Raw genomic sequence first — 25,601 nt, 5'->3', positions numbered from 1 at the left:
CTTTATGCAAATTTACACATTTTAAAATTCTTGTTGGAAGGTCATCACTTGATCACCTCGTTTTACTTCAATGCGAACTTTACCTTCTCGTTTAGCCTGTTCTAGCAGTTGTGCATCGCTTTGTCCTTGACCGACTGATTGCCCATTCAAGGATAAAATGCGATCACCAGGTCTTAATCCCAGTTTGCTTCTCAAAAATGCAGGCGTTCGATCCGTGACTTCATAACCTTGACCACTGTCAGTGTTGACACCCATATTACTTAAGTATTGTTCACGATTTTCTTGAATTTGATTGATTGCCTGACCAATGGCATTTTGAGTAGTCGTTTGACCTGAATTCGAAGTTGCGTTAGCAGAATTTTGCTGTGCATCAGGTACCAGCGGCTGATTAAGATTTTCTATTCCGGTAAATCTCAACTCAGTCGTCGCACCACTCGGCTGTTTCAATACCACATGATCCCAATATACTTCTGAAAGCTGAAAAGAACTTCCTTCCAAAGTTTGTCCAATGGTATAACGATCAGCAACCTCTCGAACTTTAATCACCGCTGAAGATTGACTACTCGGCGTCGAAACCACAACCCCTTGCAACGTAAGCGCTAAATTAACATCAGCAGCACTTACTTGCGCACCTGTTTCTTGAAACAATGAGAAACTCGATATATTCGGAACAGGAAGTTGCTGCGAACCTAATGCGACTTGCTCAACTTGCATGACTTGCGGTGGTGCAACCACCAACCAAAATAATGAAGCGAGCTTCCACATCATGATTAAAATCAGAATAAATAAAGTAAGTGGAGCAATTCGATCTAAATCTTTTAATGAAATTTGTGAAAACTTATCTTGGAATCCTTTCATTAGAAACCTCCACTCAGCAGTGGCTGTCTCGTACTGACAACAAAGGTATCCAAACCAGCTTTACCATCGTATGAAGGCACATTCATTAATAATCTTTGGGTCACCTGTGCATCCAACATTAATGCAGGATCTAAACTAAGGTTGGCCATTTTTTGCCCGCGCTGATCTTGTACATCAATGAGCAGTTTTCCAGCTTCGTCTGAAAATTGCCCTTTTAAGGATGGCATATTCATTCGTTCTTGTTTTTGGGCAAATGTATAAGTTAGCGTACCACCACCCCATTGCATCTCTCCGTCGGTTTTTGCAAAACCATCGTTTTGTTTGAATTGAAATGCTACATCCTTCAGCTGAATACTATTCTGAGGCCATTGCCAATCCACAAATGTTTTAAGTGTTTCAGGAGCAATATTTCCACTCATATTTTTGATAATTATTTTTTTCCCAAGCCCATAACCCACTACACCATTGAGTTGAGTCTGACCACTATGTATTTCTAAGTTGGCACCAGCCCTTAATAAAATCAGATCGAAAGGACGTGTTTGCCAGATGACAGAACCTGCGAGATTTCCTTTTTGCCAATCTGCTTGACCTTGCCAGATATTGCCACTGACATTTTTTAAAATTTGATTATTTTTATAAAATTTAGCTATGAGCCACGATGCTGGAACTTGTAAAAAAACAAATAATAAAAAAGCGAAGATAGCGACGCTTAACCACACCATTTTTTTTGATTTTTTTATCATTCCATGTATACCAACATCTAAGTCTAATTAACCGCAAAATGTTTGAAAATTTTCTATCTTGGTATTATGCATAATTTTTACACTTCTCCAATTCACTTATAAAAAAACCAAGCAGATTTGCTTGGTTTTTTTAATATTAGTGTCATTACATGACAAATCAGTGAAATTAGATAAGAAAATCTTCTAATTTGGCACCTTTTTCAAGCTCTGCAACCAACCAACGTGGCTTCTTTCCACGCCCTGTCCAAGTCTCCGCAGTATTATTTTTATTACGATAACGAGGCTCTACAGATTTACGCGTGCTTTTCTTACGCTTTTGTGCACCATATTCAATGAATTGCTCTAAAGACATACCCACTGATTCAGCAATTTGAGTAATCTGATGATAAGCATCTTCAATTTCCTGATCTTTCTTAGACTCGATCAAAGCTTGGGCTTCAGCAGTTAACTTTCTTAACTCTTCAACAGATAAATTACTAATATCAGGCATAACATTTACTCCAAAAAATTCAATATCATTATTAGATTTATAAAGCGTCATCTTATTGTTATAAATTATTTTAATCAATCCATCATGTTATTTAATATACATAAATAAAACAAATAATTTAATACATTAATTAACCGAGTCTATTTCTATTATTTTTTCTCTAATATGCTCTGGAATCAAAACCTTTTGCATTGTATTTTTATCCACACAAACTATAACGGCCTCAGCAAGTGCCACAATTTCATTCTGTTGCTCACTCCAAACTGTATATTCCATCCTGAAGGCAGAGTTACGCAATTCAACCACTTTAGTTCCAATGCGTAAATAATCAGGATAAAACACTGGTTTAAGATATTTACAACTATTTGAAGCCACAACAGTATTAATATCTAACGCTAAGATTTCTAATTGATTCAAATACTCTATTCGAGCAGTTTCAATATAGCGATAATAAATTACATTATTGACATGTCCAAAAGCATCCATATCACCCCAAGCGACTTTTTGATGGGTAATGACTTTATATTCATTCATTTGTTTCATTCATCATTCTCATAATTTAAATTGAATAAATTTATTATGGGTCTCAAAGACACTGTTCAATTGCTGAGTTAATACAGCATCGCCTTTTAATACAGATTTAATTCTTAAATAGTTCATTAAAGGGTGATCAGGATATAATTGCAATAATGCCTCAGCATCCTGTTCACGATGAGTCGCAGTATACATATGCCATTTAGAAAAACTCAAAATCGGTAATCCAGGATATTTCATTTCAAAATGATCAATCTGGTTTTCAAGCATTTCATAATCAGGATTTTGTTTTAACAATTGTTGTTGAAACCATAAATAAAAAATATCCTGATCGAACCGTTCTTCTAATAAAGACAAAGAAAGTTGAGTTTCATCAAAAGCCATCTCAGGAATGCGAGAAATAAGTTTTAACCATAACGATTTAATACTATATGAAGACGACACAATTTGATCACTCATTTGAGCATACCGAATTTGAATAAGCTCTAAATCTGTATTTGAAGCGTTGTCAAAATCATTGAGTAGCTTTAAAAGCCATTTCTTTTTATGTTCCAAATCTAAATGGCCATATTGCGTGGATTTTAAATAATGCCATGGATATTGAATCGCAAATCTGCCCCATAGATGATTCAACTTATGCTGATAAGCATCTTCAAGATCTTTTAACCATGGTGACAGCATATGACCATGTAAAAACTCCAAATGGGTTAAAGCCTGATCTGGAAGCCCTTGAGCTAAATAAATTTCAATACGCTGGAGTTCAGCCAATTCAAAAGCATCTGCAGGACTTTGTTGTAAAACACTCAACGCATCATCAATACGATCTTGCTTCAACCATATACGAGATTGAATAACTTCTTTGAGTAATCCTGAGTTCTCAAACACAGGTTGTAAATATTCTCGCTGTTTTGTGTTGGCCTCCAAAACCCACAAAACACCTAATTTTTCATACGTATGTAACCTTGAAAAGTCTGTCACTTGTTGAATTTTACGCTGCTCTCTTGATCTCATCTTTCCAACCCAAAACCATAAAAGATGAAGAGATAAAGCAACGAATAGAAGAAAAAATGAAACAAACCAGAGGTTCGTTTGAATCTGAATACCGTGCCAAAGCATGTAAATATAACCTGGCCCTTCTTGATAACTCAGCACACTTAACACGGCTAATATCATTAAACCAACTAATGCATAAACTATAAAAATATGTTTCATGATTAGCCCTCTAAAATTGCTTTACTGTTCAATTTAGGGACAGGTAAAAGTTGTGCTTGTTTGAGATGTTTCGCTTTATTTTTTATTTTGATTGCCGCAGCATCAGGCAGTTGATCCAGTTCATCGATAATTGAGGTCAGTGCATTTTGATAATCAATGTATTGTCCTTGTTGTAGTGCTCTTTGAGCAAATAACACTCTCAATTGAACTTCTTTTAAAACTAATCTTCGATTAAGTAATACCGGCATCTGTTCATCAACGCGTTCAACTTTGAATACACGCTCAAACCATGAGGATTGCGAAGAGTTATCACTCGTGAGTTGCTGTACTTGTTGTTCATTTTTCAAATTTGCATCAATATTTTCAAGCAAGTCTCCTAACTGAGCAATTTGAATATTTTTTGCCACAACATATTGTTGAATCATTTTTTGATCATGCTCAACAGCTCGATGCATTGAAACCTGCAATGTATCTGCCAAAGCCAAGCGCTCAACCAGTTGATCCAGTTGATTGAGTTGCTCAAGTGCATATACAAACTCATGTTGATCTAAGGCAAATTGAATTAGCTCTAATTTTTGACTTAAGAGTTTGATTGGATTGATTTCAGATTGAATTTCTTGTTGATTATTGTTTTGCTGAGGTGGATTGGATTGAGACGAAACCTGCTGATTTGAGCGCTGAATTGCTACCAACTGATCATTCAAACTTGCCACTAATTGCTCTGATTTATGTTGAGTTTGTTGTAGCAACTCAACTTTTTCTTGTAATGAAAAATGATCATAGCTGAGTTTAATCAACCAAATGATTAAGCCTAAAATGAATAGATATAAAATTTTCTTCATGAGTGCCTATGTTCACTTTCAAGCTGCGACAAAATCGTATCTGGCATTAAGTCCGCAATTTGAGTGATTTGAAATTTAGTATTTGAGGTCTGTTGATACATACACACGATCTGATATAACCGATCCGCTAAAACCAAGTAATGACCGTGTTGCATAAATACAGGATAATTTTTGCATAAACTCAGCCAATTTTTCCAACTGGCTTCACTACTAATCAATACAGCATAAGGTTGTGGATTTGCATTGAATGCTTCAAGTAGATGTTTAAATTTATCTTGAGCATCACTTGGGCAGTAGCGGGAGTATAAAACAAAATTAAGTACTTCAATTTTAGCAGTACGACACTGCTGCATCATGAACTGACGGCCACCTTCTCCCCGCCAAAACGCAATACGTTTGAGATCAGCATTTTGTGTTAAAACCGGAAGACTTAACATTCCTTCAGATGTTTCAACATCTGGAACTAAACTTTTAACACCATATCGACTTAGAGCTTCAGCTGTTTTCCGGCCAACTGCAATCCATTTGATATGATTTAAATCGGTCAATCTAAGTCCCGATTTTTCGAGAAACTGCATGCCAACTTCAACGGCTGTTGGACTGACGACCACAATCACTTGTGCTGAAATTAATTGCTGAAAGAGCTGATCAAGTTCATCACTCCAATGAACAGCAGCCAACTCTAGTACAGATAACTCGATAGGCTCATATCCTGCACGTACCAGTGCCTCATTGAGAGGCTTAGCACGATCTGCAGGTCGAGTATTGATAAACTTCATTTCATTTTTTTATTTATACAGCGCTTTTAATAAATCAGCAGCACCTTGGTCAATCAAAGCTTTTGCTAGTGAAACACCCAACGTTTCAGCTTGTTCAACTGGACCTTCTACTTTAGCAACCAATAATGTTTGACCATCCACACTGCCTACGCGCCCCTCTAATTGAATCTGTTGATCATTTAAAGTCGCATATCCCGCAATCGGTACCTGACACCCACCTTCCAAATAAGCATTAAATGCCCGTTCTGCACGAACACACGCATCAGTTTCTGCATGTAATAAAGGTCGAATCAACTCTAATACGCGTGCATCGTCACCTCGACACTCAAGACCTAATGCACCTTGGCCAACTGCGGGTAAACTCGTCTGTGCATTCAGCGTGTGTCGAATACGCTCTGCTAAACCTAAACGTTTTAAGCCTGCACTTGCCAGAATGATGGCATCGTAAAGCCCATCATCAAGCTTAGATAGTCGTGTGCCTACATTTCCACGTAAATCTATAATCTCAAGATCTGGACGGGCTTTTAAAATTTGACATTTACGACGCAAACTTGAGGTTCCCACTTTGGCACCAAGGGGCAAATCTTCAAACTTGCTATAAGTATTCGAAACAAAAGCATCTAAAGGATCTTCTCGCTCGCAAATCACGGCAAGACTTAATCCTTCTGGGAGCGCCATCGGCACATCTTTCATGGAATGGACAGCCAGATCTGCACGACCATCAAGTAATGCAGCCTCAAGCTCTTTAACAAATAAACCTTTTCCACCAATCTTGGCTAAAGGAGTGTCTAAAATTTTATCACCTTGGGTCACAAACGTCACCAACTCAACTTTTAGGCCAGCATGTAGGGTCTCAAGTCGCTCACGAATATGCTCCGCTTGCCATAAAGCCAATGGACTTTGACGAGTTGCAATTTTTAAGGTTTTGATCATTTTAATGCTGCCAAACTTTAGACATCCTAAACTTACCCTGCTGTCCCAAAATTGCAAGTAAATTGTTCGGCAATCACTATAATTTTAGGCAACTAAATATTTTGCATTCTTTCTCTAAGCAAAGGTAAGTGACGGCGACTGACCGCCAATTTCTCTTCAAGTTCACGACAACGAACTTGATACTGGCCTGAAGCAACCAACTCCAATCCATCCAAATAATCCAATGCAATCAGCGCATTTCGATGAATTCGTATAAATTTATTTGAAAACTCACGCTCTAGATCTTTTAAAGTCTCATCAATCAACACACTGCCGTTTTTGTGTCGTACTGTTACGTATTTCTGATCAGCTAGAAAATAGTAAACATTTTCGATAGGAATGAGTTCAAGACCACGATACGTTTTCGCAGCGATTTGCTGACGTTGATGTTTTTCTTCCATATTTTCTTTTTGTTCTATATTCGACATTTGAGCTTGAGTAAGTTTAGTTAAATTATTGAGTGTATTTTCTAATTCTGATTTGATAATCGGTTTTAATAAATAGCCTTTCGCTTGTGCCTGAATAGCAGTCAAAGCATGCTCATCATAGGCCGTGCAAAAAACAATAGCGGGCATTGGGTTTAGCTGTGAAAGATGCTGAGCACATGTCAAACCATCCATTTCAGGCATTTGGATGTCAAGTAAAATTACATCAGGCTCATATTGTTGCACTAAGGTCAAAGCTTCTTTTCCATGGTGCGCAGTTGCAACAACTTGATGCCCCAATTGAGTGACCAAGCGAGATAAGCGCTCAACCGCGAGTGGCTCATCATCACAAATTAGGATGTCCATTGTTCCTCCTTGCTCAAGTTAACGTTACTTATTTTAATGTATTAACTTGATTTTATTTATATTGGTACTGGACTACAGTCGTGTAAATTCCATTACCTGCATGACTCCTAAACTGTACCGTATACCCATAGTGTGCTTTCAAACGCTGTTTCACGTTTTCTATCGCAATACCATTCCCCTCCCTATTGGCCATTTTATCGGCTATATAAGGGTTAGTAATGACTATAGTGACTTGATTTTGTAATATTTCAACCAATATGACAATCTTTGCATCAATTAACTTTTTCTCCACCCCATGAAAGATACTATTCTCAATTAAAGGCTGTAAAGTTAAAAAAGGAATACTTGCTTGGCCCAACTGCTCTGGTTGCAAGATATTCCATTCCACATTTAATCTCGAACCCAACCTTAGCTTTTCAACCGCCAAATAATGTTCACACAATTGGATTTCTTCTTTTAATGTGACAATTTTCAGCTCTTGAAAGCTTGCTCTAAACAACCTTGAAAGATCGATGAGCATTTGCTCTGCTTTATCTGGATCACTCCCAATCAGACTCACCACACTATTTAAACTATTAAAAAGAAAGTGTGGATGTATTCTTGCTTGCATGGCTTGAATTCGAGCATTCAATTCACCTTGTTGCTGCTTTAACCACTCACCCCGAACATAGATATATCGTAAACAAAAAGTGATCAACAATACGCCATAGCTCATATGTAAAATCACATGATCAAATAAAAGTAACCATGAAAATTTTTGTAAAGAAAAGTTACTCCCCCAAAAAAACAGAAAATTCAAACTACAAGTAGTGAATAGGATAATGAGTTCTAATAGTGCAAATGTATAAATCGCAGACTGCCAAGTGGTTAGTTTTTGCCAAAACACCCTAAATAAATCAATTACGGCAATAAAGACCAATACCACCCAATTGATATAAAGCACATACTTGATCACTTGTGATGTCTGTAAATTTGACCAAGACTGTGACTCTGCTAGGCACAGCAATAACGCCAAAAAAATACTGGCAATAAATAACTCTGCAAAATATTGCCATTGCCCAATACGTACAAAGAAATTGGCGTCGATAAATTCTTGTTTATCTTTTGAAGAATTATCCATAGGCAAGACTTCGGCATCTTGATTTGAATTTGTTATACTGGATGCAAAATTACTGCTTTTTCTTTTACTGAGCCGACATGACCACATCTTCTAATTCCTCTAATCCGTCACAAGCCCAAACTTCAGGTATGTGGGGCGGTCGTTTTTCCGAAGCAACTGATGCCTTTGTCGCTGAATTTACAGCATCTGTCCAATTTGACCAACGCTTTTATAAACAAGATATTGCAGGTTCAATCGCACATGCAACGATGTTGGCAAAAGTCGGTGTACTCACTGAACAAGAGCGTGATGACATCATCGCAGGCTTAACCGCAATTAAAGCGGATATTGAAGCTGGCAACTTCGAATGGCGTATTGATTTAGAAGATGTTCACATGAACATTGAATCTCGATTAACACAACGTATTGGGATTACAGGTAAGAAATTACATACAGGTCGTAGCCGTAATGACCAAGTAGCAACGGATATTCGTTTGTATGTACGTGATGAAATTGATGCCATCTTAGGGTTATTACACAAACTACAAAAAGGCATTCTAGGCTTGGCTGCTAAAAATACTAATACAATCATGCCGGGCTTTACACATCTTCAAACTGCACAGCCTGTGACGTTTGGACATCATTTAATGGCATGGTTTGAAATGCTGGTACGTGACTCAGAACGTTTGATTGACTGCCGTAAACGCGTGAATCGTATGCCTTTAGGTTCTGCTGCGCTTGCAGGTACCACTTATCCAATCGATCGTGCTTATACAGCAGAACTTTTAGGGTTTGAAGCAGTTGCAGAAAACTCATTAGATGCTGTATCTGATCGTGATTTTGGTATTGAGTTTAATGCTGCGGCATCACTCATCATGATGCACTTATCTCGTATGTCTGAAGAATTAATTCTTTGGACATCTGCACAATTCAAGTTTGTGAATATTCCTGACCGCTTCTGCACAGGCTCTTCAATCATGCCTCAGAAGAAAAATCCTGATGTACCTGAACTTGTTCGTGGTAAAACAGGCCGTGTATATGGTGACTTAATGAGTCTACTAACCCTCATGAAAGGTCAACCTTTGGCATATAACAAAGACAACCAAGAAGATAAAGAACCATTATTTGATGCTATTGATACGGTTCGTGGCTCTTTAATGGCTTTCGCAGACATGATTCCTGCGCTTGTTCCAAATATTCCTGAAATGCGCGAAGCTGCGCTGCGTGGTTTCTCAACAGCAACTGACCTTGCTGATTACTTAGTGAAAAATGGTGTTGCATTCCGCGATGCACATGAAATCGTCGGTAAAGCAGTTGCGCTTGGCGTCCAAGAAGGTAAGGATTTATCAGAACTTACGCTTGAACAACTTCAACAATTCTCTGATTTAATTCAAGCTGACGTCTTTGAAAAAGCATTAACTTTAGAAGCTTCTGTCAATGCACGTAACCACATCGGTGGAACAGCACCTGCTCAAGTTGAAGCAGCAATTGAGCGTGCTCATGCGCGTTTAAAAGCTCTTTACGCTTAATTTCTGATTATATTTTTGGAGTATTGATATGTCTCGCCAAGTATTTTGCCGTAAGTATCAAAAAGAAATGGAAGGTTTGGATTTTGCACCATTCCCTGGTCCTAAAGGTCAGGAACTATTTGATAGTGTTTCTAAGCAAGCATGGGGCGAATGGTTAAAGCATCAAACTACTTTAATCAATGAAAAACGTTTAAATGTCTTTGAAGCTGATGCAAAAAAATTTCTTGAAGAACAACGTGAAAAGTTCTTCAACAATGATGAAACTTTAGAAAAAGCTGAAGGCCTAAAGCCTGAGTAAAAAAAGAAAGCACTGCTTTTCTTTTTACGTAAGATAAGGACGAAGTTCGCGTAGGCTTTAATCTAAAAAGAATCCCCATCTTTGGGGATTCTTTTTTATGCGTTACTTTAAAAATTAGGCAAGAAAAACACAGAAGGTGTGCACAGGCTTTAATCCCAAAAGAATCTCCGTAATAGAGGTTCTTTTTTTATGGGACATCAAATAAATATCAATGGAGTCAAAATTTAGCTGACGAAAGAAGTGCTTGTGGTGGATTTAAAATATGACCTAATTGGTAAACTCCATCCATATTTAACTGCATCTCCATTCGGTCAACACGAATTGGGCCAAATTTAATGTAAATCTGCCGATTTTGAAGATCAAACCGCTGCTCCAAAACCTGTCCATTGAATTGTAAAGAGTTCATAGATGTTAAGTCCATAAGCGCTTTAAAAGGTTGCTCTTCATCCTTTGTATAATGAATCCTTTTTCTATCACTCACGAAATTTTCTAAATGGTTTAAATCCTGAGATTTAAAAGATGTAATTTCACGAATTTGAGATTCCTCAATACCTAAAGCATTGACCAAACTTAACTGATCATCTGGCAGTAATTTAAAATGCCCATTGTTAGGATGTGCCGCCCAACTCAAACTCGAAAGACCCCAAGCACAGATTCCCCACAAAACTTGCTTAAATTGTCTCATTCCCCATCGCTCTCACTGAACGTAATAAAAGCCATCTTTAAAAACATTTCAGCCAAACACAACTACCATTTATCTTAAATATCATTTACTTAACAGGAATTGTTAGACTCACCTCACAGACAAATCTTTTTTATTGATATTTATCTTCCTATCTAAAAAAGACTGCATAAATGTAAAGCAGAAAATAGACACATAAGATGATTATGAGTTATCAATTTCATCAGAGTAGGCTAATCTCTGTATTAAAATTAACCACCATTTGAGCGCATCATGTTTATCATTCGTCCTTATATTGAGACTGACTTAGAAGACATCATTCAACTCTGGGAAAGATGTGATCTAACACGACCATGGAATAATCCGGAAATTGATATTTTTAGGAAGGCTGCACAAAAAGATGACTTATTCTTGGTGGCAGTGAAAGATCAGTTCATTATCGCAACATTAATGGGTGGTTACGACGGTCATCGCGGGTGGATCAATTACCTCGCGGTACATCCCAATCATCAACGGAATGGTGTTGCTACAGCGTTGATTCAACATTTGGAAAAAAGATTGATTGCACTTGGTTGTCCAGAAGTTCAGCTTTTAGTGCAAAAAGAATTTATTGATATTCAAAACTTTTATGAACAATTGGGATATGACGAAAAAGAAGTTGTATGCCTTGCTAAAAGACTCATTCACGACCATTAAGAAATTTTATAAAACAGGAGCATTTATCAATTTACCGATCCGTAAAAATATTGGGAATCGAATATTAAATTTATGACCGGTATCATTATTCAAAGTTAAGGCATATTGGCTCATCTGATTTAAGATTTGTGTCGCCTGATTATTGGCTTGCGTATTTTGTTTAAGATATTTCTTTAAAGCTGACCATGTATTTAAATAATCAATCAATTGATCAATCCGCCATTTACAATGCATGTGCTGCTCACAGGTCGGGATTTCTTCAAAAGGAAATGGAATCGTTTGATATTTCAGATCAATATAGTGACGCTCACTCTCCCAATATGTTTTCAATACTTGGTGATATAGCTTTTCAATACAGCTTTGAAGCTCCTCATTCTCCACTTCAATAAGCCCATATCCAATCACTGCAAAGACACCCTGGGGCTTCAGTGTTCGATAGACCTCTTGAAAAAATAACTCGAAGTCAAACCAATGAATGGCTTGGGCAACTGTAATCAGGTCAAAACATTGTGCTTTAAAATTGCTATGTTCAGCATTATCAATTCGGTAAATTACATTATCTATTGCTGGGGCTTGCTGAAGTTGTGATGCGCTTATATCCGTTGCAATGACTTGATTAAAATGCGGAGCCAATAAGCGGGTGAATTGTCCTGAACCTGCCCCGCAATCCCAAGCCATTTCATAGTTCTGAACATATTTGAAGATTTCGTCAATCACACTTTGTGGATAACTTGGACGAGCTTGTTGATAAAGCTCACTTTGATCAGAAAATAGGTCTTTCATTTTTTATTCTGAATTTGATCGAGGAATCAACCTTAGCACATCAAAAAAAATGGATGATGAATGACTTCGATTCATTTTGTATTATTTTATAAGCAAAAAAAATCCTCAACATTGTTGAGGATTTTTCGAATATGGTGGCGAGACCCAGGATCGAACTGGGGACACACGGATTTTCAATCCGTTGCTCTACCAACTGAGCTATCACGCCGATGGGGTGTATTAAGCCGTAACTGAGCTCAATAGTCAATAAAAATCATGCATTTTTTATTTGTTCGAGTAAATTTTACCCAAAAAAAATCTCTGATGGGATCAGAGATTGAAAATACAAATTCTTAAAAGAATATGGTGGCGAGACCCAGGATCGAACTGGGGACACACGGATTTTCAATCCGTTGCTCTACCAACTGAGCTATCACGCCGATGTCGCGTATTAAACAGTTTCATCTCGATATAGTCAAGCAAGTTTTTGGGATATTTAAACAAATGGATGTTTTTACAACAACATTTAGATTATTCGATGTAAATACATACAAATCCAATAAAAAAAGCCAGTATTGACTGACTTTTAATATTTAAAATCGAACAATAGTTTTAAATTTTTTCCAAACTACTTAAACAACGATGTATTGCACCACATCCAGGCTCAAAATGATTAACGCCTTTCTCTTCTTCCATTCGACATGCTTCACTCACTAAGCGCTCTGCGACACCACGTCCACGGTTAGCCGGATGAACTACGATATTTTCAAGCGTTCGACTTTCACCTTGTCCAGTTGACCAAATGGCCCCAATGATCTTTGTATTAAATTCTGCCGTGTAAAGTAAGGTATACTGAGTTAAGTTTTGCTCAAGTTGTTCAATGGCATCTTGTCCGTCACTAAATTCTGGACTGGTGTCATATAAGCGCTCAAGCTGTTCACGAACTTCAACATTATCAAGCGAAGTTATTGCATGTACGGTTATAGGCATTGATTAACCCTCCTGAGCAATCTAATATGCTGTCACTTTCGTGACATCGAAAATCTACATTCATCATTTTTAACGTTTTTGAGGAACGTGTCTATGACGCAACGTATCAGTGAAGTGGTAAGAAACACAAACGAAACCAAAATTCGTGTTCGCGTGAATCTTGATGGTACTGGTCAAGGCACCCTCAATACAGGTGTTCCATTTTTAGACCATATGATCGACCAAATCAAGCGTCATGGTTTATTTGATATCGATATTCATTGCGACGGCGATTTAGAAATTGATGATCACCATACAGTAGAAGACTGTGGTATTACCCTTGGTCAGGCATTTGCACAGGCTTTAGGTGACAAAAAAGGTTTACGTCGCTATGGTCACTTCTATGCACCACTTGATGAGTCCTTGAGTCGTGTCGTTGTTGACCTATCAGGCCGCCCTGGCTTATGGATGGACATTCCATTTACGCGCGCGCGCATTGGTACTTTTGATGTCGACCTATTCTCTGAGTTTTTCCAAGGCTTTGTGAATCACGCATTAATGACACTCCACATAGACAATTTGAAAGGTAAAAATAGCCATCACCAAATTGAAAGTGTATTTAAAGCATTTGCACGAGCACTTCGTATGGCTTGTGAAGTAGATCCACGTGCAGAAAATACTGTAGCTTCAACCAAAGGTACTTTGTAATGACCCGTATTGCCCTTCTTGATTATGGCATGGGAAATCTTCACTCAGCAGCAAAAGCACTTGAGCATGTTGGTGCAACCGTTGATGTGACCAATGATCCTAAGCTGATTGCTCAAGCAGATAAAATTGTGTTCCCAGGCGTTGGTGCAATGCGTGATTGCATGCAAGGTATGCACGAGGCTGGCATTGACGAGGTTGTACGCAATGCCGTTTTCAACAAGCCTGTCCTTGCGATTTGTGTCGGCATGCAAGCTCTGCTGCAACACTCTGAAGAAAATGGTGGTGCAGATGCATTAGGCATTTTTGATGGTGCTGTTAAACGCTTTCCAGATATTGAAGGTTTAAAAGTTCCCCATATGGGTTGGAATCAGGTACACCAAGCAGATCCAAGCCATCCAATGTGGAACAACATTGATCAAGATGCTCGTTTCTATTTCGTACATAGTTTCTATGTTGAACCGAAACAATCTGAGATCATTGCTGCGACATGTAACTACGGTTTGGAATTCTGCACCGCAATCCATAAAGATAATTTGTTTGCTACGCAGTTCCATCCAGAAAAAAGTCATACAGCTGGCTTACAGTTGTTGAAAAATTTTGTAGAGTGGAAAATTTAAAGCCATAATAAAGCTCACTGTTTTCAGTGAGCTTTTTTTCAGACTTTACTCTAAATATCTTTTACGACAAAGCCACCTTCAATTGGCTCAACAGTTACTTTAATTTCTGCTTTTAGATTCAGCGCAGCATAACGACTTTTAAGTTCTGAAATTAATTGTTCTGGCGTTGCATCTTTTAAAGCCAACTCATCCTTCAAAGGATACTGTTTAAAACTTTCTGATTTTTTACCATCTTTAGCGTCTGAAACCCATCGTTCTGCAGCACTCAGTACTTTCGCTAATTCAACTAGATGTTGAGCATTGGCAGGAGTTGACTCTTGCACCCATTTCGACAGCGTTTCCTTAGAGACTCCCAATGCATTCACCACATCAGTCGGTTTAATGTTTTTCTCTTTGATCAATTTTCTAAGTTTTTTAGCACCTTCGCTAAATAAATCATCTTCTTGAACTGCCATCGCTTCTGTCCAAATCTTATTCACTGTCTGCAGTTTCAATTTAACATTAAGCCTATGCAGTTGAGTCTAATATTGCCAAACAAATCAGATGAAATTGAAATTATTTTCAATATAGATAATTCACAAATAAAAGTGTGATCTAATTTTTCTCATTACTCAGTTTGAATTAAAAAGAAAAATAAATTGACCCAATGATTAATTGTTAACTTATGTAAAGACAATGAGCACCAATTTTAATCATTAAAAAAATACACAAAATTCACAAAATCAATCAACGAATCGAACAAGTTGGCATTTTAGGTATTTACACCATGCTACTCGATAATATTCATGCATTATAAGTGTACATTTATTCTATCAAGCACCAAATTAAACCACAATAAATAATTGATTTTGTTAACATTTTTAAACATTACCCTTGTGTTGTATTAAGTTGCTGTTTTTACGGCATATCTTCAAAATTATTCCACTTATATTGTTTTTTTTCGATTTGTCTGAAATTTTTTTCTTTGTTAATTATGAACTTGCTGAAACAACAAAGATCCAACACTAACCACATATATTTTGGAGCAATCTGCACATGTTTAAACTTTTTACTGGAAAAATCAGTGGCGTTCTAAGCCTTGCTTTACAGGGAATTACGAAAGCAGTTGGTTTTATTCTAGAAACCGTAACGACAGTTGTAGATACCGTTGTTGACACAGTAGGGACGCTGACCAAACCATTAACGGATAAGTTAACAGAATTGCCACTGATCGGAGATACAGTGGAATCGGTACTCAATCTTGAAAATAATTTACTAGGAAATTTAAGCGGAGGCTTACACGCTATCGCTGATGATTTTTCGAAGGGAGATCTATTAGGGGGCATTAATACTGCATTGAATGGCACTACTGCAACTGTAGGCCAAACCATCAAAGATGTTTCAAATGTTGTAGGTGAAGTCGCTGGTTTAGCCGATCCCGTGACCGACCTGCTAAGCCAAGTGCCAGGTTTAGGTGCTGTCGTAGATGTTGTCGGAGAAACCTCTTCAAATCTTTTGGGATTCGTGAGTGAAACGGGAGATTATGTCGCAAGTACCAAACCTCTTGATCTCGTGACTGGTCTCATTGATGATCCTTTAGGCAGTGTCACAGGAACATTAGGAGATGTCTCAGGAACATTAGATAATTTACTGGATGATTTAGCACCTGTTACAGATGCTCTGTCATCGATTCCTGTCGTGGGTGATCTTGTAGGATTCACGGGAGAGATCACAAATGCTTTAGGTGCAATCCCAACCAGTATCACACCAACTAGCTTTGATCTAATCTCTAACTTAGATACAACACCATACATTTAATTCAAAGTTCGTCTAAAAAACCGTCAACATTGTTCTGACGGTTTTTTTTCATTGTTACTTCGCTCATTTGATGTTTCTTTGCTAAGATTGCTGCGAATAAACTCCAGAATACTGGCAAGGAGCGAAAGCATGCTGATTATCCCTGCAATTGACCTTAAAGATGGTAAATGTGTCCGTTTAAAACAAGGTCGTATGGAAGACGATACCGTTTTCTCTGATGATCCTGTGGCAACAGCACAACATTGGGTAGACGCTGGCGCTCGCCGTTTACATTTAGTTGATCTAAATGGTGCTTTCGCTGGTACACCTATTCACAAACCTGTTGTGGAAGCGATTGCAAAAGCACAACCTGAACTGCCAATTCAAATTGGTGGTGGCATCCGTTCTCTTGAAACCATCGAACACTACTTAGATGCAGGTGTATCATTCGTCATTATTGGTACAAAAGCAGTCAAAGAACCTGAGTTTGTTGAGGAAGCTTGTAGAAAATTCGCAGGCCACATCATTGTCGGTATTGATGCAATCAATGGCATGGTCGCCACTGATGGCTGGGCAAATGTAACTGACGTAAAAGCAACTGATTTAGCTAAACGCTTTGCAGATGCTGGTGTATCTAGTATCGTGTATACCGATATTGCACGTGATGGCATGATGCAAGGTGTGAATATCGAACAAACAGTTAATCTTGCGACTTATTCAGGTTTACCTGTGATCGCTTCAGGCGGTGTGACCAATCTAGACGACGTTCGCAACTTAAAAGGTCAGCCTGGTATTTTAGGTGCGATTACTGGTCGTGCAATTTATGAAGGCACTTTAAATCTTCGTGAAGCTCAATTATTACTTGATGAACAAGCGCTCTAATAGCGCATGTTTCTAAAGAGGTCTTAGGACCTCTTTTTCTTACTTAAAAAATATGTTGAATTTATCTCCTACCCTCAAAACCAAAACACCACAACTTGCCCTTATTGCAATTACGATGATTTGGGGTGCCAGTTTCATAACAGTCAAATATGGATTGAACTTCAGCACACCAGTTCTTTTCGTTGCCTTTCGATTTGCAGCAGCTGCGCTGGCTGTTGGTCTCATCTCACTTCAATATTGTAAAAATTTTAGTGCCAAAGATATTTGGGCAGGATTTTGCATTGGAACAGTGATTGCAATTGGCTATGGAACGCAAACCATTGGCTTACAGACCATCACCAGTAGCGAGTCTGCCTTTTTGACAGCACTTTATGTGCCGTTGGTTCCCATCTTATTGTGGTTGCTCTTTAAAAAAAGGCCACATGTTATGACATGGATAGGGGCAGGACTCGCCTTTGTAGGTTTAGTTTTCTTAACAGGCAATGGGTTTGGTGCTATTCGGCTTGAATTTGGTCAGATCATTACCTTGATAGGATCAATTGCGATTGCACTTGAAATTATTCTCATTAGTTACTTTGCACCTCGAGTCAATTTACGCCGAGTGACGATATTACAACTCATTTTTGCATCGTTAATTTGTTTTCTAATGGCACCATTGGTGGGTGAAACACAACTCCCTGAGTTTAACTGGATCTTCGTTGCGATTATTGGAGGATTAGGACTTGCAAGTGCAATCATTCAGTTAGTCATGAACTGGGCTCAACGCGTGGTTGATCCTTCACAGGCTGCCATTATTTATTCTGGCGAACCTGTTTGGGCGGCTTTGATTGGGAGATTAGCAGGTGAGCGTTTAGCTATGCTCTCAATTTTAGGTGGCGTGTTGGTTGTGCTCGGTGTAATTACCAGTGAGTGGAGACCAAAATTTAAGAAGAAAGAATAAGCTTATTGGGGCTCTTTTAGCTTTAACATCATACATGGTTGAAAATACTGTACTTCAGGCATAGGCGCATAAAAGGGATACAAGAGTTCCTTCCATTTTAAATACGCCTCTGACTGCCTAAAACCTTCCGTATGATCTTCAAGTTTGTTCCAGTAAATCAGTAAAATATAAGCATGTTCATTATTCGTATTTTTAATCAGCTGAACCGCATTTAGCCCCTTAATTGGTGAAATAATGTCTTTAGCTAATTTAAAAGCATTTTCGAATGCCTCACTCTGGTTCATTTTGATATTTAAATGAACATGCTCAATAATCATGACACCACCCCATTCATGAGTTTTAATTATTGATACATTGGCTCGTTATCATTGACCTTAATAATTCCTTTGATCGCACGATAAACAATCCAAACCCATGACAAACCAATCACTGCGATACAGAATGTTGTTGCACCCAGTGCTACACCAGCAAAGGCATTAGGATTGTCACCCGTGAAGAATAAGAACAAAAACGGCAGGAACGCGATGATATTCCAAATTAAATACCACCAAAAAGTACGAATTTGCCAAGTAAAATGACTTTCAAAAATTGAGCCCTGTACCTTTGATCGTTTCCAATAGTTAATAATTAGCGCAATAACCGCCAAAATACCTGCTGAAAAAATAGCGATGATATACAGGATGTAAAGTAAAATCGTTAAGCTGCGGTTTGGATTTTGATCAGCTGTATAATTCATAAAGTCACCTTTTTAATTTTTTTGAGGCTTTATAATTTCAAACCATTAAATGGTGAAATTATCCATAAAATAATCAGTATATTAAACGCTATAGTACAGAAATAAATTTTTCGAAATGGTTGTTTTTGTGTTTTATGACGCAAGCGTTGCTGAGCAAGCCAAGCACTCGGCCATCCACCTAATAGAGAAACCACATGTAATGTATTTTCTGGTACACGTTGACTCCCCTGTTGAGCCGCCGCTTTATCGTGTGCATATAAGCCATAGGTGATCAGGTTCATCAATAAAATGACCAACATCACCATCATACTCAATAGCCCTAATAGGACTAATGTAGCAAGCGTTAAGATATAAGCAATAATCGCCACTTGCATCGGTTGCATTTTTTGTTGAGTAACTGGTGAATGACGCGGCTTCGTTTTTACTTTTTTTGCCTGAGTCGCTTTTAAGTATGCTACTTGTTTCGCTTTAAATCGACCTTGACCATCCAATTGAACGATATACTCCAAAGCACAACCTGGAATCGGTCTTGGGCCTGGTTTGGCAAAATCTTTAATGTGAAGGAAAACGCGATCTTTGGATGAATCATTGGGTTGAATAAATCCATAGCCTTTTTCATCAAACCATTCAACTAGACGACCTTGATCACGCATATTTCCCCCTGATTTTTTAAATTTTTAAGCTGTGACAAATTTTAATCGTTCAACCAGCATATTGCGCATTTCTAAAGGATTTTTTTGCAAAATATCCTCGCCAACACGCCCCATTTCTTTGTTCTTTTGAGCCACTAGCAAACGCATCATCCAGAAACGCCCAGCTGCCATCGCTAAATAGAGTTCTAGACATGATTTTTCATCACTGGTCATTTCACGTACACTTTGATAAGCCTCCAAGAATGCTAAGGCCTTTTCCTCATTCAAACGAACACTTGGATATTCCGTACAGAAATCATTCATCGTAATGGCGATATCAAACAAAAGTTCATCTTTATTCAACTCATAAAAATCGAGTATCCCTTTTAAAGTAGCCCCTTCAAATAAAGTGTTATCTCTAAATAGGTCAGAATGGATAAAACCTCGTGGACGATCAGGGTACATTGCGGTAAGAGCGTCATATAAACCTAACAAACTATTTAATAATACTTGATCGGCTGGATTTAACGTAGGTCGAAGCTGCTGAGCCACACTTAACCAATAATCATGATTACGATACTCTGCGCGCTCTAAGGGAAAGTTATCGAGAGCCACATGTATTTGAGCCTGTGCAATAGCAATGGACTGAACCTGTTCAAGTGATGAAGGCATAGGATGCTTGCCACGCATTCTAGGCGCAATTTGTGCAGGTTTATTTTTTAAGATCTGAATCGAACGTCCTGAATGTTTCAAAGGTACAGGCACAGGCAGACCTGCATGACCCAGATGCTCAAGTACAGGGACGAGTTCACCTGCGCCTTGCTTATCCATATCTTCAAAAATTGTTAAAACAAATTCGGTTTGATCTGCACAAACTAGAAAATAGTTCGTATTTTGAATACCTCCTTGAATCGGAATCAGGTCAATCACCTCTAATCCATAAGGCGTAGCAAAATCCTGAACTTCCTTTAAAGTCAAAGTGGTATAAACCGACATAAAAAAACCTGCGAAAAAACTTACATTATTTTGATAGAATACCTGCTCCGACTACCAAGGTGTAGCACCAAAGTCTGTAAGTTTCATAATCGGCTGTTATTTTTGGAAAAAATTATGCTTGCTAAACGTATTATTCCTTGCCTCGACGTAGATAACGGTCGAGTTGTAAAAGGTGTTCAATTCCTTGATATTCGTGATGCAGGCGACCCAGTTGAAGTAGCACGTCGTTATAACGAACAAGGTGCAGATGAGATTACTTTTCTCGATATCACTGCAACATCTAATGGGCGTGACACCACTTACCGTACGGTTGAGCGTATGGCTGAAACTGTATTTGTACCACTGACCGTAGGTGGCGGTGTTCGTAAAGTTGAAGATATTCGTTTATTGCTTAACGCTGGTGCAGACAAAGTCAGTATTAACTCAGCTGCTGTCTTTAATCCTGAATTCGTTCAAGAAGCCTCTCAACGTTTTGGTGCACAATGTATTGTAGTTGCGATTGATGCAAAAAAAACGGGTGAAAATAAGTGGGAAATTTTCACACATGGTGGTCGCAAACCAACGGGTATCGATGCGATTGAATGGTCTGTGAAAATGGCAGAATACGGCGCAGGCGAATTGCTCATTACGTCAATGGATGCAGATGGTACAAAAGCTGGTTATGACTTAGCATTGATGCGTCAAATTAATGATCGTGTAACGATTCCAACGATTGCTTCAGGCGGTGTGGGTAATCTTCAACATCTAGCAGACGGTATTTTACAAGGGGGGGCTGATGCGGTGCTTGCAGCCTCTATCTTCCACTTTGGTCAACACACCATCCCGGAAGCAAAACAATATTTAGCTGAACAAGGCATTGAAATGCGTCTTTAATCAGGCCCATAAAAAAGAGGCAAATGCCTCTTTTTTTTTTGCAAAAAAAAAGAGCCCGAAGGCTCTAAAAACCAAGAAAAAACAGCGCTTGGTTCGTTATGCAAAGCGATAAACTGGAGAGTTCTACCATCAGATTTTCATTCTCCGATTTATTCATCTCATATCATAAATGACAGATCTGCACGAAATCTTGACAAAAGCTACATATTTTATTGACCAATCATGACAAACCAGATGTCAATTCAGCCAATTCCATATCTAATCTGACTTACTCCACTATAGCCAAAGCTTTTTTTGAAATATCGGAGCGCGCTGCTTTCTGCTCAACCCACTTTGCGGGGAAATATTGTTCAACAATATGATTGACTCGTTTTGAAATAAAAGACGGTAACTGCACCCCTAAAGGGTTATCTTCCTTCAAATCTGGCGTTGAAATGACACGTGTCCCTAAAATGTAATCAAACCAAGGCTTAGTGACACACCAATTTGCATCTTGATTGGCGTTCATATGGTGGTCATAATGCCAAGGAATTTTCTTTTTTGCCCAATGAGGTTCGAGGTGAGCTCTGCGATGCGTGTAGTAGTAGTTACAAGCACTATAAAGCACGGATAAACTCATGCCTTTCGAGATTGGATAAAATGCTGTTCCAAATACAGCAGCAACAATCCCCAATGATACGATTTCATTTTTTGTTCGCCAATTTGAGATTCCCTCTACATAACCCTCATCATGGAAATCTTGTGTTCTAACTTCACGGTGATGTGCCCAATGAGATTCCATATTTTTAGGCACAGGACTAAACCTCGCTTTACCCGGACGGTGTACACCATGTAGAACATATTTATGCGCGACCCATTCAAATCCATTGGCAATGATTAAGCCTGCAACAAAACCTTTAATCATGTTCAAAATCCCTGTTTCTTTTCTTTCAATATATCTAACTCAAGCTCTCAACCATTGACGCAAGATAAAATTTTCATTGACAAATCACGACATATTTTTCAATGTCGTATGGTAGAAAAAGCGCTTGTATGGCACTGTAAAAACAGGCTTAATAACTCATCGTGATTTCAATTGATAAAACAAGAAAAGTATTAATCACATGCAGCAGATAAAGGATTATTCAGGCTCGGTTCATGGTGGACTTGGACATCTCTTACATAATTATTGTGAAGAGAGCGGTCTCCCTATTTCTGCAAAATTGGCAAGTATTCAGCAAGCCGAACGCTTTGACTTTAGCATTTGGCGTGAAATATTAAATGAAATTTATGAAGTACACCCACAACCTGCGTTAGGGTTAGAAATTGCTCAATGGGTCAAACCGCAACATTTAGGCATTATCGCGTATATCGCTTTATCATGCGATAACCTAGCAGAAGCACTCACCCGTTATCATGAATATCATCGTTTAATTTATGATGGTACACCTCTCGCCGTTGATCTGGAGCAAGGCGTATTTAGCGTACGTTGGGAAGATTTGCCAATGCATTTGTCGACACAAATCACGGATGAAATTGCGATGGCATTATTGGTTGAATTTCTAAAACGTTATGCGGGTATTGAGCATTTACATATTCAAGAAATTCACTTTCGCTTTCCAGCACCAAAAAATATTGCGATTTATGAGCGTTTTTTTCAGAGCAAAGTAAAATTCTCTCAGCCTCATGTCAAGCTTACTTTTCCAAGCCAGCTCCTACAAGCACCGATTAAACAAGCTGATCAAACTTTACAAAAACTCCTGATGCAACAAGCTCAAGATTTGTTAAGTCGACTCCCCAACAACACACAAATCGATGAGCGGTTACAGCAAGCCATTCTGATTGGAATCCAAAGACACAATTATCAAATTCAAACTGTCGCAGAACAAGTGGGAATGTCAGTCAGACAACTTCAGCGCCATTTACAAAATCAAGGTGATACCTATCAGCAGCGCGTTCAAGAAGTTCGCAAACTTCTAGCGATTCAATATTTACAAGATCCTTATCTCAGCTTACACGAGATTTCGTTATTGCTCAGTTATTCTGAACAAAGTGCATTCCAACGCGCATTTCGTCAGTGGATGAAGATGACACCCCAACAGTGGCGTATTCAACATCATATTCGCACTTGATGATTGTGAATTTAAGTCTTCAGTCTAAAGATGATTGATGAATCACAAGAAAGGATTTTCTATTTCATTCTCAGCCGTCGTTTCTATTTTTTCTGCTAAATTTTTTTGATCTTCTAAGTAGATGACCATTGCATCTAAATATTGTTTTAACGCTTTCGCAGCGGCTAAACCGGCTTGATCTTTGGTGATTTGCAAGTTGCCATAAATACTCACACGATCAAGATCGTTTTCAAGCGTCAAGTCATGAATGGAATGTGACTCAGTCCCATTTTCAAAAGGCTTAAACATGGCAAATCTCTTTAAGTTTATAAATATCAATCCCTGAAGATAAATGAATCTTCAGGGCGAATTCGAGCTTTTTTATTTAAGGATTTGTAATAAATATTGCAACAACGCTTGAACCAACTCTTTCACGATTGCATCTTGTGCTTGTTCATCGATCTTAGCCTCTTGATTCGTTGCGGTTGTATTGACAGGTACGCTTTGACTACTAAACTCTTTTTGCAGCGCTTTGAGTTGATCTGTTGAGATATCAACTGCACATTGGCTTTCGGCATCCCAGTGCGAATACTCTATCGCTTTTTGGGCTTTGACCTGATTGGCTTTTAATGGCAATTTATAAGTATTACGCTTTTGCTCAGATGTAAGTTGAGGAAACAGATTCATGCCAAGCACTTCTTCTAACTGGCATACACTGACCACTTGCATCTGTAGTGAATTATTGTTGGGAGCGTAATATGCGCCAATAGCACCTGTTTTAGGTATATATACGGCTTTAAACACCGCTGTTGGAACAATAACACCGCGTCCAATGGTTTTCAATTTTTTGCCACTATATACAGGCCCGGTAATCACATACACATCATGTTTCTGCTTCGTAACGATTGCACGTGTCGCTTCCTCAATTTCTCGCCAGATTTGTTGGTTATTCTGCGGAGCTTGAGGAACCATATTGGCTAAAGAAAAACTGTCGTACTGTGCAGCTTTATTTGGCATATCAGCATTTGGAGCCATATGACCACGGTCATATCCCGACCCACGATAATCTGATAATAATGCTCGATGCTTTTCTGCTACACGAGTCTCCTCATGGAAACTGTCTTCTCTTTTTATTTTTTGGCTCAGCCGATCTGGATTCAGATATTCAGCTACCCATAATGGTGTTTTTGAGACACCAGAATACATAGTGGTGAATCCATTAAAGCATAATGGGTAGCGATCTTTATTTAAGCTCTCTTTGATTAAATAAGGTGGCTCTTGGCGATAAAATTGATTTAGACAAGCTGTATTATTAACCGAACCTGAAAATGGCAGATATGAAGACAACTTTTCTTGACCGAAAGCAATTGCAAAGCTTCCTGCTGCAACAATACCTAATACAGCTTTTACCACAATATTATTCAAACTCAGATTACCTATTCATTCCGTGTTCAACTTCTGGCCCAATGCGTGGGCTTTATTCAAAACCGGCCACAGCTTAACAAGCTATGAATTTGAAGTACATCAAGTGAATTTTCAAGTGAATAAAGGATCTTCGCATTCCGTTCAAATATCACTCAAAATAAGTAACAAATTGTTGTTTTTATAGAATAGTTTTTTAATACTCTTTAAGGTTTTACGTGTATTTGATTGAATTACATCAATTACTTGTGAGATGGTATAAAAGTTATTTAGTAAATTAAAAGAATTGAAAGTGAGGACACTATGAAATTAGCACATACTTCTTTGACAGCATTAGTAATGGGTTTATCTTTAGCAAGTGCAAGTGCATTTGCTGAGCCACCAGTTCAAGCTGGCGAAACTTTGGAAAGCCTTTCTAAAGCTAAAGTCGTAACAACAGTGAATGGTCAGCCTGGTACTTTACAAGAAGTATTAGCTAATGGTCAGATGAAAGTTATTTCTGAAGGTGCTACAACACAAGCGCCTGCTGATGCGAAAGCGCCTATTGGAAACTTACCACCTGCTGAAGCAGAAGAAACTGCTCCTCAAGCACAAACTGCAGTTCCAGCTCAACCTGAAGTAAATGCAACTGAAGAAGCCCCTGTAGAAGCACCAGCGGCTGAGTAAGGTATTA

32 protein-coding genes and 2 tRNA genes are annotated in these 25,601 nt (G+C 38.4%); 11 read left to right on the top strand and 23 right to left on the bottom strand.

The genetic code is table 11. From position 1 onward, the window contains the following. Positions 1 to 21: 21 nt before the first annotated feature. The 10 genes from AC1M9K_RS06750 to AC1M9K_RS06705 form a co-directional block, all read right to left on the bottom strand. Complete coding sequence (locus AC1M9K_RS06750; RefSeq protein ID WP_481588840.1) at positions 22 to 858, bottom strand: type II secretion system protein N; 837 nt, start codon at positions 856 to 858, stop codon at positions 22 to 24. Next, positions 858 to 1,601, bottom strand: a complete 744-nt coding sequence (gene gspN, locus AC1M9K_RS06745) for a type II secretion system protein N (RefSeq protein WP_180028789.1) — start codon at positions 1,599 to 1,601, stop codon at positions 858 to 860. The genes AC1M9K_RS06750 and gspN overlap by 1 nt, the downstream gene beginning before the upstream one ends. Before the next feature lie 166 nt (positions 1,602 to 1,767). Then, on the bottom strand, positions 1,768 to 2,091 hold the full coding sequence (locus AC1M9K_RS06740) for an H-NS histone family protein (RefSeq protein WP_035267603.1): 324 nt from the start codon (positions 2,089 to 2,091) through the stop codon (positions 1,768 to 1,770). 126 nt (positions 2,092 to 2,217) lie between these two features. Continuing rightward, on the bottom strand, positions 2,218 to 2,634 hold the full coding sequence (locus AC1M9K_RS06735) for an acyl-CoA thioesterase (protein ID WP_481588839.1): 417 nt from the start codon (positions 2,632 to 2,634) through the stop codon (positions 2,218 to 2,220). Positions 2,635 to 2,643: 9 nt separating this feature from the next. After that, positions 2,644 to 3,837: a heme biosynthesis protein HemY gene (locus tag AC1M9K_RS06730; protein ID WP_481588838.1), complete on the bottom strand. Its 1,194-nt coding sequence runs from the start codon at positions 3,835 to 3,837 to the stop codon at positions 2,644 to 2,646. A gap of 2 nt (positions 3,838 to 3,839) precedes the next feature. After that, a complete protein-coding gene (locus tag AC1M9K_RS06725) occupies positions 3,840 to 4,679 on the bottom strand; it encodes a hypothetical protein (protein ID WP_481588837.1) in 840 nt (279 codons plus the stop codon). Next, on the bottom strand, positions 4,676 to 5,458 hold the full coding sequence (locus tag AC1M9K_RS06720) for a uroporphyrinogen-III synthase (protein ID WP_481588836.1): 783 nt from the start codon (positions 5,456 to 5,458) through the stop codon (positions 4,676 to 4,678). Before AC1M9K_RS06720 ends, AC1M9K_RS06725 begins: the two co-directional genes overlap by 4 nt. A 9-nt stretch (positions 5,459 to 5,467) precedes the next feature. Then, positions 5,468 to 6,388 (bottom strand): hydroxymethylbilane synthase, encoded by a 921-nt coding sequence (hemC, locus tag AC1M9K_RS06715; RefSeq protein ID WP_481588851.1) that lies wholly within the window; start codon positions 6,386 to 6,388, stop codon positions 5,468 to 5,470. A 95-nt stretch (positions 6,389 to 6,483) separates the two neighbouring features. Beyond that, positions 6,484 to 7,221: a LytR/AlgR family response regulator transcription factor gene (locus AC1M9K_RS06710; protein ID WP_092766460.1), complete on the bottom strand. Its 738-nt coding sequence runs from the start codon at positions 7,219 to 7,221 to the stop codon at positions 6,484 to 6,486. A gap of 52 nt (positions 7,222 to 7,273) precedes the next feature. Continuing rightward, entirely contained in the window at positions 7,274 to 8,428 is a 1,155-nt protein-coding gene (locus AC1M9K_RS06705; RefSeq protein WP_481588835.1) for a sensor histidine kinase, read from the bottom strand. Between AC1M9K_RS06705 and argH the strand changes: the two genes are divergently transcribed. Continuing rightward, on the top strand, positions 8,419 to 9,849 hold the full coding sequence (gene argH, locus AC1M9K_RS06700; protein WP_481588834.1) for an argininosuccinate lyase: 1,431 nt from the start codon (positions 8,419 to 8,421) through the stop codon (positions 9,847 to 9,849). The genes AC1M9K_RS06705 and argH overlap by 10 nt on opposite strands. A gap of 28 nt (positions 9,850 to 9,877) precedes the next feature. After that, positions 9,878 to 10,147 (top strand): oxidative damage protection protein, encoded by a 270-nt coding sequence (locus AC1M9K_RS06695; protein ID WP_035267550.1) that lies wholly within the window; start codon positions 9,878 to 9,880, stop codon positions 10,145 to 10,147. 217 nt (positions 10,148 to 10,364) lie between these two features. On the opposite strand, the gene AC1M9K_RS06690 is transcribed toward AC1M9K_RS06695, so the two are convergent. Further along, positions 10,365 to 10,832, bottom strand: coding sequence for a hypothetical protein (locus tag AC1M9K_RS06690; protein ID WP_180028781.1), 468 nt, complete (start codon positions 10,830 to 10,832; stop codon positions 10,365 to 10,367). 270 nt (positions 10,833 to 11,102) lie between these two features. Here AC1M9K_RS06690 and AC1M9K_RS06685 point away from each other — a divergent pair, with 270 nt between their 5' ends. Beyond that, positions 11,103 to 11,525 carry a GNAT family acetyltransferase gene (locus tag AC1M9K_RS06685; RefSeq protein WP_179999046.1) on the top strand — a complete coding sequence of 141 codons (423 nt, stop codon included), beginning with the start codon at positions 11,103 to 11,105 and terminating at the stop codon, positions 11,523 to 11,525. Between the two features lie 6 nt (positions 11,526 to 11,531). Here AC1M9K_RS06685 and AC1M9K_RS06680 read toward each other — a convergent pair whose 3' ends face one another. From AC1M9K_RS06680 to AC1M9K_RS06665, 4 genes are all read right to left on the bottom strand, one after another. After that, complete coding sequence (locus AC1M9K_RS06680; protein ID WP_481588833.1) at positions 11,532 to 12,308, bottom strand: class I SAM-dependent methyltransferase; 777 nt, start codon at positions 12,306 to 12,308, stop codon at positions 11,532 to 11,534. A 132-nt stretch (positions 12,309 to 12,440) separates the two neighbouring features. Next, positions 12,441 to 12,516, bottom strand: a tRNA-Phe gene (locus tag AC1M9K_RS06675). 135 nt (positions 12,517 to 12,651) lie between these two features. Beyond that, a tRNA-Phe gene (locus AC1M9K_RS06670) sits at positions 12,652 to 12,727 on the bottom strand. Between the two features lie 172 nt (positions 12,728 to 12,899). Next, complete coding sequence (locus tag AC1M9K_RS06665; protein ID WP_481588832.1) at positions 12,900 to 13,277, bottom strand: GNAT family N-acetyltransferase; 378 nt, start codon at positions 13,275 to 13,277, stop codon at positions 12,900 to 12,902. 93 nt (positions 13,278 to 13,370) lie between these two features. On the opposite strand from AC1M9K_RS06665, the gene hisB reads away from it, so the two are divergent. Next, positions 13,371 to 13,964, top strand: a complete 594-nt coding sequence (gene hisB / locus AC1M9K_RS06660) for an imidazoleglycerol-phosphate dehydratase HisB (RefSeq protein WP_035267557.1) — start codon at positions 13,371 to 13,373, stop codon at positions 13,962 to 13,964. Beyond that, complete coding sequence (gene hisH / locus AC1M9K_RS06655) at positions 13,964 to 14,581, top strand: imidazole glycerol phosphate synthase subunit HisH (protein WP_035267559.1); 618 nt, start codon at positions 13,964 to 13,966, stop codon at positions 14,579 to 14,581. The genes hisB and hisH overlap by 1 nt, the downstream gene beginning before the upstream one ends. 50 nt (positions 14,582 to 14,631) lie before the next feature. On the opposite strand, the gene AC1M9K_RS06650 is transcribed toward hisH, so the two are convergent. Further along, a complete protein-coding gene (locus tag AC1M9K_RS06650; protein ID WP_228133253.1) occupies positions 14,632 to 15,060 on the bottom strand; it encodes a helix-turn-helix domain-containing protein in 429 nt (142 codons plus the stop codon). A 556-nt stretch (positions 15,061 to 15,616) separates the two neighbouring features. On the opposite strand from AC1M9K_RS06650, the gene AC1M9K_RS06645 reads away from it, so the two are divergent. The 3 genes from AC1M9K_RS06645 to AC1M9K_RS06635 all read left to right on the top strand — a co-directional run bounded on the left by AC1M9K_RS06645 (position 15,617) and on the right by AC1M9K_RS06635 (position 18,179). Continuing rightward, positions 15,617 to 16,378: a hypothetical protein gene (locus AC1M9K_RS06645; protein ID WP_179999052.1), complete on the top strand. Its 762-nt coding sequence runs from the start codon at positions 15,617 to 15,619 to the stop codon at positions 16,376 to 16,378. Positions 16,379 to 16,507: 129 nt separating this feature from the next. Next, a complete protein-coding gene (hisA, locus tag AC1M9K_RS06640) occupies positions 16,508 to 17,239 on the top strand; it encodes a 1-(5-phosphoribosyl)-5-[(5-phosphoribosylamino)methylideneamino]imidazole-4-carboxamide isomerase (RefSeq protein ID WP_035267561.1) in 732 nt (243 codons plus the stop codon). Between the two features lie 52 nt (positions 17,240 to 17,291). After that, positions 17,292 to 18,179 (top strand): DMT family transporter, encoded by an 888-nt coding sequence (locus AC1M9K_RS06635; RefSeq protein ID WP_481588831.1) that lies wholly within the window; start codon positions 17,292 to 17,294, stop codon positions 18,177 to 18,179. A 2-nt stretch (positions 18,180 to 18,181) separates the two neighbouring features. Here the strand turns inward: AC1M9K_RS06635 and AC1M9K_RS06630 are convergent, their stop codons facing one another. Genes AC1M9K_RS06630 through AC1M9K_RS06615 form a run of 4 tightly spaced genes read right to left on the bottom strand, consistent with a single transcriptional unit; the run spans position 18,182 to position 20,543 of the window. Further along, positions 18,182 to 18,496: an antibiotic biosynthesis monooxygenase family protein gene (locus AC1M9K_RS06630; RefSeq protein WP_481588830.1), complete on the bottom strand. Its 315-nt coding sequence runs from the start codon at positions 18,494 to 18,496 to the stop codon at positions 18,182 to 18,184. A gap of 26 nt (positions 18,497 to 18,522) precedes the next feature. Next, on the bottom strand, positions 18,523 to 18,915 hold the full coding sequence (locus AC1M9K_RS06625; RefSeq protein WP_481588829.1) for a DUF4870 family protein: 393 nt from the start codon (positions 18,913 to 18,915) through the stop codon (positions 18,523 to 18,525). Between the two features lie 29 nt (positions 18,916 to 18,944). After that, positions 18,945 to 19,568, bottom strand: coding sequence for a DUF1294 domain-containing protein (locus AC1M9K_RS06620; protein WP_481588828.1), 624 nt, complete (start codon positions 19,566 to 19,568; stop codon positions 18,945 to 18,947). A gap of 24 nt (positions 19,569 to 19,592) precedes the next feature. Beyond that, a complete protein-coding gene (locus AC1M9K_RS06615) occupies positions 19,593 to 20,543 on the bottom strand; it encodes a homoserine kinase (protein WP_481588827.1) in 951 nt (316 codons plus the stop codon). Between the two features lie 114 nt (positions 20,544 to 20,657). Between AC1M9K_RS06615 and hisF the strand changes: the two genes are divergently transcribed. Next, positions 20,658 to 21,416 carry an imidazole glycerol phosphate synthase subunit HisF gene (gene hisF, locus AC1M9K_RS06610; protein ID WP_035267573.1) on the top strand — a complete coding sequence of 253 codons (759 nt, stop codon included), beginning with the start codon at positions 20,658 to 20,660 and terminating at the stop codon, positions 21,414 to 21,416. 268 nt (positions 21,417 to 21,684) lie between these two features. Here the strand turns inward: hisF and AC1M9K_RS06605 are convergent, their stop codons facing one another. Further along, a complete protein-coding gene (locus tag AC1M9K_RS06605) occupies positions 21,685 to 22,320 on the bottom strand; it encodes a sterol desaturase family protein (RefSeq protein ID WP_180028773.1) in 636 nt (211 codons plus the stop codon). A 199-nt stretch (positions 22,321 to 22,519) separates the two neighbouring features. Here AC1M9K_RS06605 and AC1M9K_RS06600 point away from each other — a divergent pair, with 199 nt between their 5' ends. Further along, the gene (locus AC1M9K_RS06600) at positions 22,520 to 23,527 is read left to right on the top strand and encodes an AraC family transcriptional regulator (RefSeq protein WP_035267577.1); all 1,008 of its coding nucleotides are present in this window, start codon (positions 22,520 to 22,522) and stop codon (positions 23,525 to 23,527) included. 42 nt (positions 23,528 to 23,569) lie between these two features. On the opposite strand, the gene AC1M9K_RS06595 is transcribed toward AC1M9K_RS06600, so the two are convergent. Both AC1M9K_RS06595 and AC1M9K_RS06590 read right to left on the bottom strand, forming a co-directional pair. Beyond that, positions 23,570 to 23,815 (bottom strand): hypothetical protein, encoded by a 246-nt coding sequence (locus tag AC1M9K_RS06595; RefSeq protein ID WP_179999072.1) that lies wholly within the window; start codon positions 23,813 to 23,815, stop codon positions 23,570 to 23,572. 72 nt (positions 23,816 to 23,887) lie between these two features. Further along, positions 23,888 to 24,931 carry a DNA/RNA non-specific endonuclease gene (locus AC1M9K_RS06590; RefSeq protein ID WP_481588826.1) on the bottom strand — a complete coding sequence of 348 codons (1,044 nt, stop codon included), beginning with the start codon at positions 24,929 to 24,931 and terminating at the stop codon, positions 23,888 to 23,890. 300 nt (positions 24,932 to 25,231) lie between these two features. Between AC1M9K_RS06590 and AC1M9K_RS06585 the strand changes: the two genes are divergently transcribed. Then, positions 25,232 to 25,594 carry a hypothetical protein gene (locus AC1M9K_RS06585; protein ID WP_228133254.1) on the top strand — a complete coding sequence of 121 codons (363 nt, stop codon included), beginning with the start codon at positions 25,232 to 25,234 and terminating at the stop codon, positions 25,592 to 25,594. Positions 25,595 to 25,601: the final 7 nt, after the last annotated feature.

This window comes from Acinetobacter sp. 24-47-67 (genome assembly GCF_056779735.1).
The sequence above is the reverse complement of the archived record's forward strand: the minus strand, read 5'-3'. Positions and strand labels throughout refer to the sequence as shown.

Bases quoted from the DNA above. Each gene is read 5' to 3' on its own strand.
- AC1M9K_RS06750 (WP_481588840.1), bottom strand. From the start codon at position 858: ATGAAAGGATTCCAAGATAAGTTTTCACAAATTTCATTAAAAGATTTA.
- gspN (WP_180028789.1), bottom strand. From the start codon at position 1,601: ATGATAAAAAAATCAAAAAAAATGGTGTGGTTAAGCGTCGCTATCTTC.
- AC1M9K_RS06740 (WP_035267603.1), bottom strand. From the start codon at position 2,091: ATGCCTGATATTAGTAATTTATCTGTTGAAGAGTTAAGAAAGTTAACT.
- AC1M9K_RS06735 (WP_481588839.1), bottom strand. From the start codon at position 2,634: ATGAAACAAATGAATGAATATAAAGTCATTACCCATCAAAAAGTCGCT.
- AC1M9K_RS06730 (WP_481588838.1), bottom strand. From the start codon at position 3,837: ATGAAACATATTTTTATAGTTTATGCATTAGTTGGTTTAATGATATTA.
- AC1M9K_RS06725 (WP_481588837.1), bottom strand. From the start codon at position 4,679: ATGAAGAAAATTTTATATCTATTCATTTTAGGCTTAATCATTTGGTTG.
- AC1M9K_RS06720 (WP_481588836.1), bottom strand. From the start codon at position 5,458: ATGAAGTTTATCAATACTCGACCTGCAGATCGTGCTAAGCCTCTCAAT.
- AC1M9K_RS06710 (WP_092766460.1), bottom strand. From the start codon at position 7,221: ATGGACATCCTAATTTGTGATGATGAGCCACTCGCGGTTGAGCGCTTA.
- argH (WP_481588834.1), top strand. From the start codon at position 8,419: ATGACCACATCTTCTAATTCCTCTAATCCGTCACAAGCCCAAACTTCA.
- AC1M9K_RS06705 (WP_481588835.1), bottom strand. From the start codon at position 8,428: ATGTGGTCATGTCGGCTCAGTAAAAGAAAAAGCAGTAATTTTGCATCC.
- AC1M9K_RS06695 (WP_035267550.1), top strand. From the start codon at position 9,878: ATGTCTCGCCAAGTATTTTGCCGTAAGTATCAAAAAGAAATGGAAGGT.
- AC1M9K_RS06690 (WP_180028781.1), bottom strand. From the start codon at position 10,832: ATGAGACAATTTAAGCAAGTTTTGTGGGGAATCTGTGCTTGGGGTCTT.
- AC1M9K_RS06685 (WP_179999046.1), top strand. From the start codon at position 11,103: ATGTTTATCATTCGTCCTTATATTGAGACTGACTTAGAAGACATCATT.
- AC1M9K_RS06680 (WP_481588833.1), bottom strand. From the start codon at position 12,308: ATGAAAGACCTATTTTCTGATCAAAGTGAGCTTTATCAACAAGCTCGT.
- AC1M9K_RS06665 (WP_481588832.1), bottom strand. From the start codon at position 13,277: ATGCCTATAACCGTACATGCAATAACTTCGCTTGATAATGTTGAAGTT.
- hisB (WP_035267557.1), top strand. From the start codon at position 13,371: ATGACGCAACGTATCAGTGAAGTGGTAAGAAACACAAACGAAACCAAA.
- hisH (WP_035267559.1), top strand. From the start codon at position 13,964: ATGACCCGTATTGCCCTTCTTGATTATGGCATGGGAAATCTTCACTCA.
- AC1M9K_RS06645 (WP_179999052.1), top strand. From the start codon at position 15,617: ATGTTTAAACTTTTTACTGGAAAAATCAGTGGCGTTCTAAGCCTTGCT.
- hisA (WP_035267561.1), top strand. From the start codon at position 16,508: ATGCTGATTATCCCTGCAATTGACCTTAAAGATGGTAAATGTGTCCGT.
- AC1M9K_RS06635 (WP_481588831.1), top strand. From the start codon at position 17,292: ATGTTGAATTTATCTCCTACCCTCAAAACCAAAACACCACAACTTGCC.
- AC1M9K_RS06630 (WP_481588830.1), bottom strand. From the start codon at position 18,496: ATGATTATTGAGCATGTTCATTTAAATATCAAAATGAACCAGAGTGAG.
- AC1M9K_RS06625 (WP_481588829.1), bottom strand. From the start codon at position 18,915: ATGAATTATACAGCTGATCAAAATCCAAACCGCAGCTTAACGATTTTA.
- AC1M9K_RS06620 (WP_481588828.1), bottom strand. From the start codon at position 19,568: ATGCGTGATCAAGGTCGTCTAGTTGAATGGTTTGATGAAAAAGGCTAT.
- AC1M9K_RS06615 (WP_481588827.1), bottom strand. From the start codon at position 20,543: ATGTCGGTTTATACCACTTTGACTTTAAAGGAAGTTCAGGATTTTGCT.
- hisF (WP_035267573.1), top strand. From the start codon at position 20,658: ATGCTTGCTAAACGTATTATTCCTTGCCTCGACGTAGATAACGGTCGA.
- AC1M9K_RS06605 (WP_180028773.1), bottom strand. From the start codon at position 22,320: ATGATTAAAGGTTTTGTTGCAGGCTTAATCATTGCCAATGGATTTGAA.
- AC1M9K_RS06600 (WP_035267577.1), top strand. From the start codon at position 22,520: ATGCAGCAGATAAAGGATTATTCAGGCTCGGTTCATGGTGGACTTGGA.
- AC1M9K_RS06595 (WP_179999072.1), bottom strand. From the start codon at position 23,815: ATGTTTAAGCCTTTTGAAAATGGGACTGAGTCACATTCCATTCATGAC.
- AC1M9K_RS06585 (WP_228133254.1), top strand. From the start codon at position 25,232: ATGAAATTAGCACATACTTCTTTGACAGCATTAGTAATGGGTTTATCT.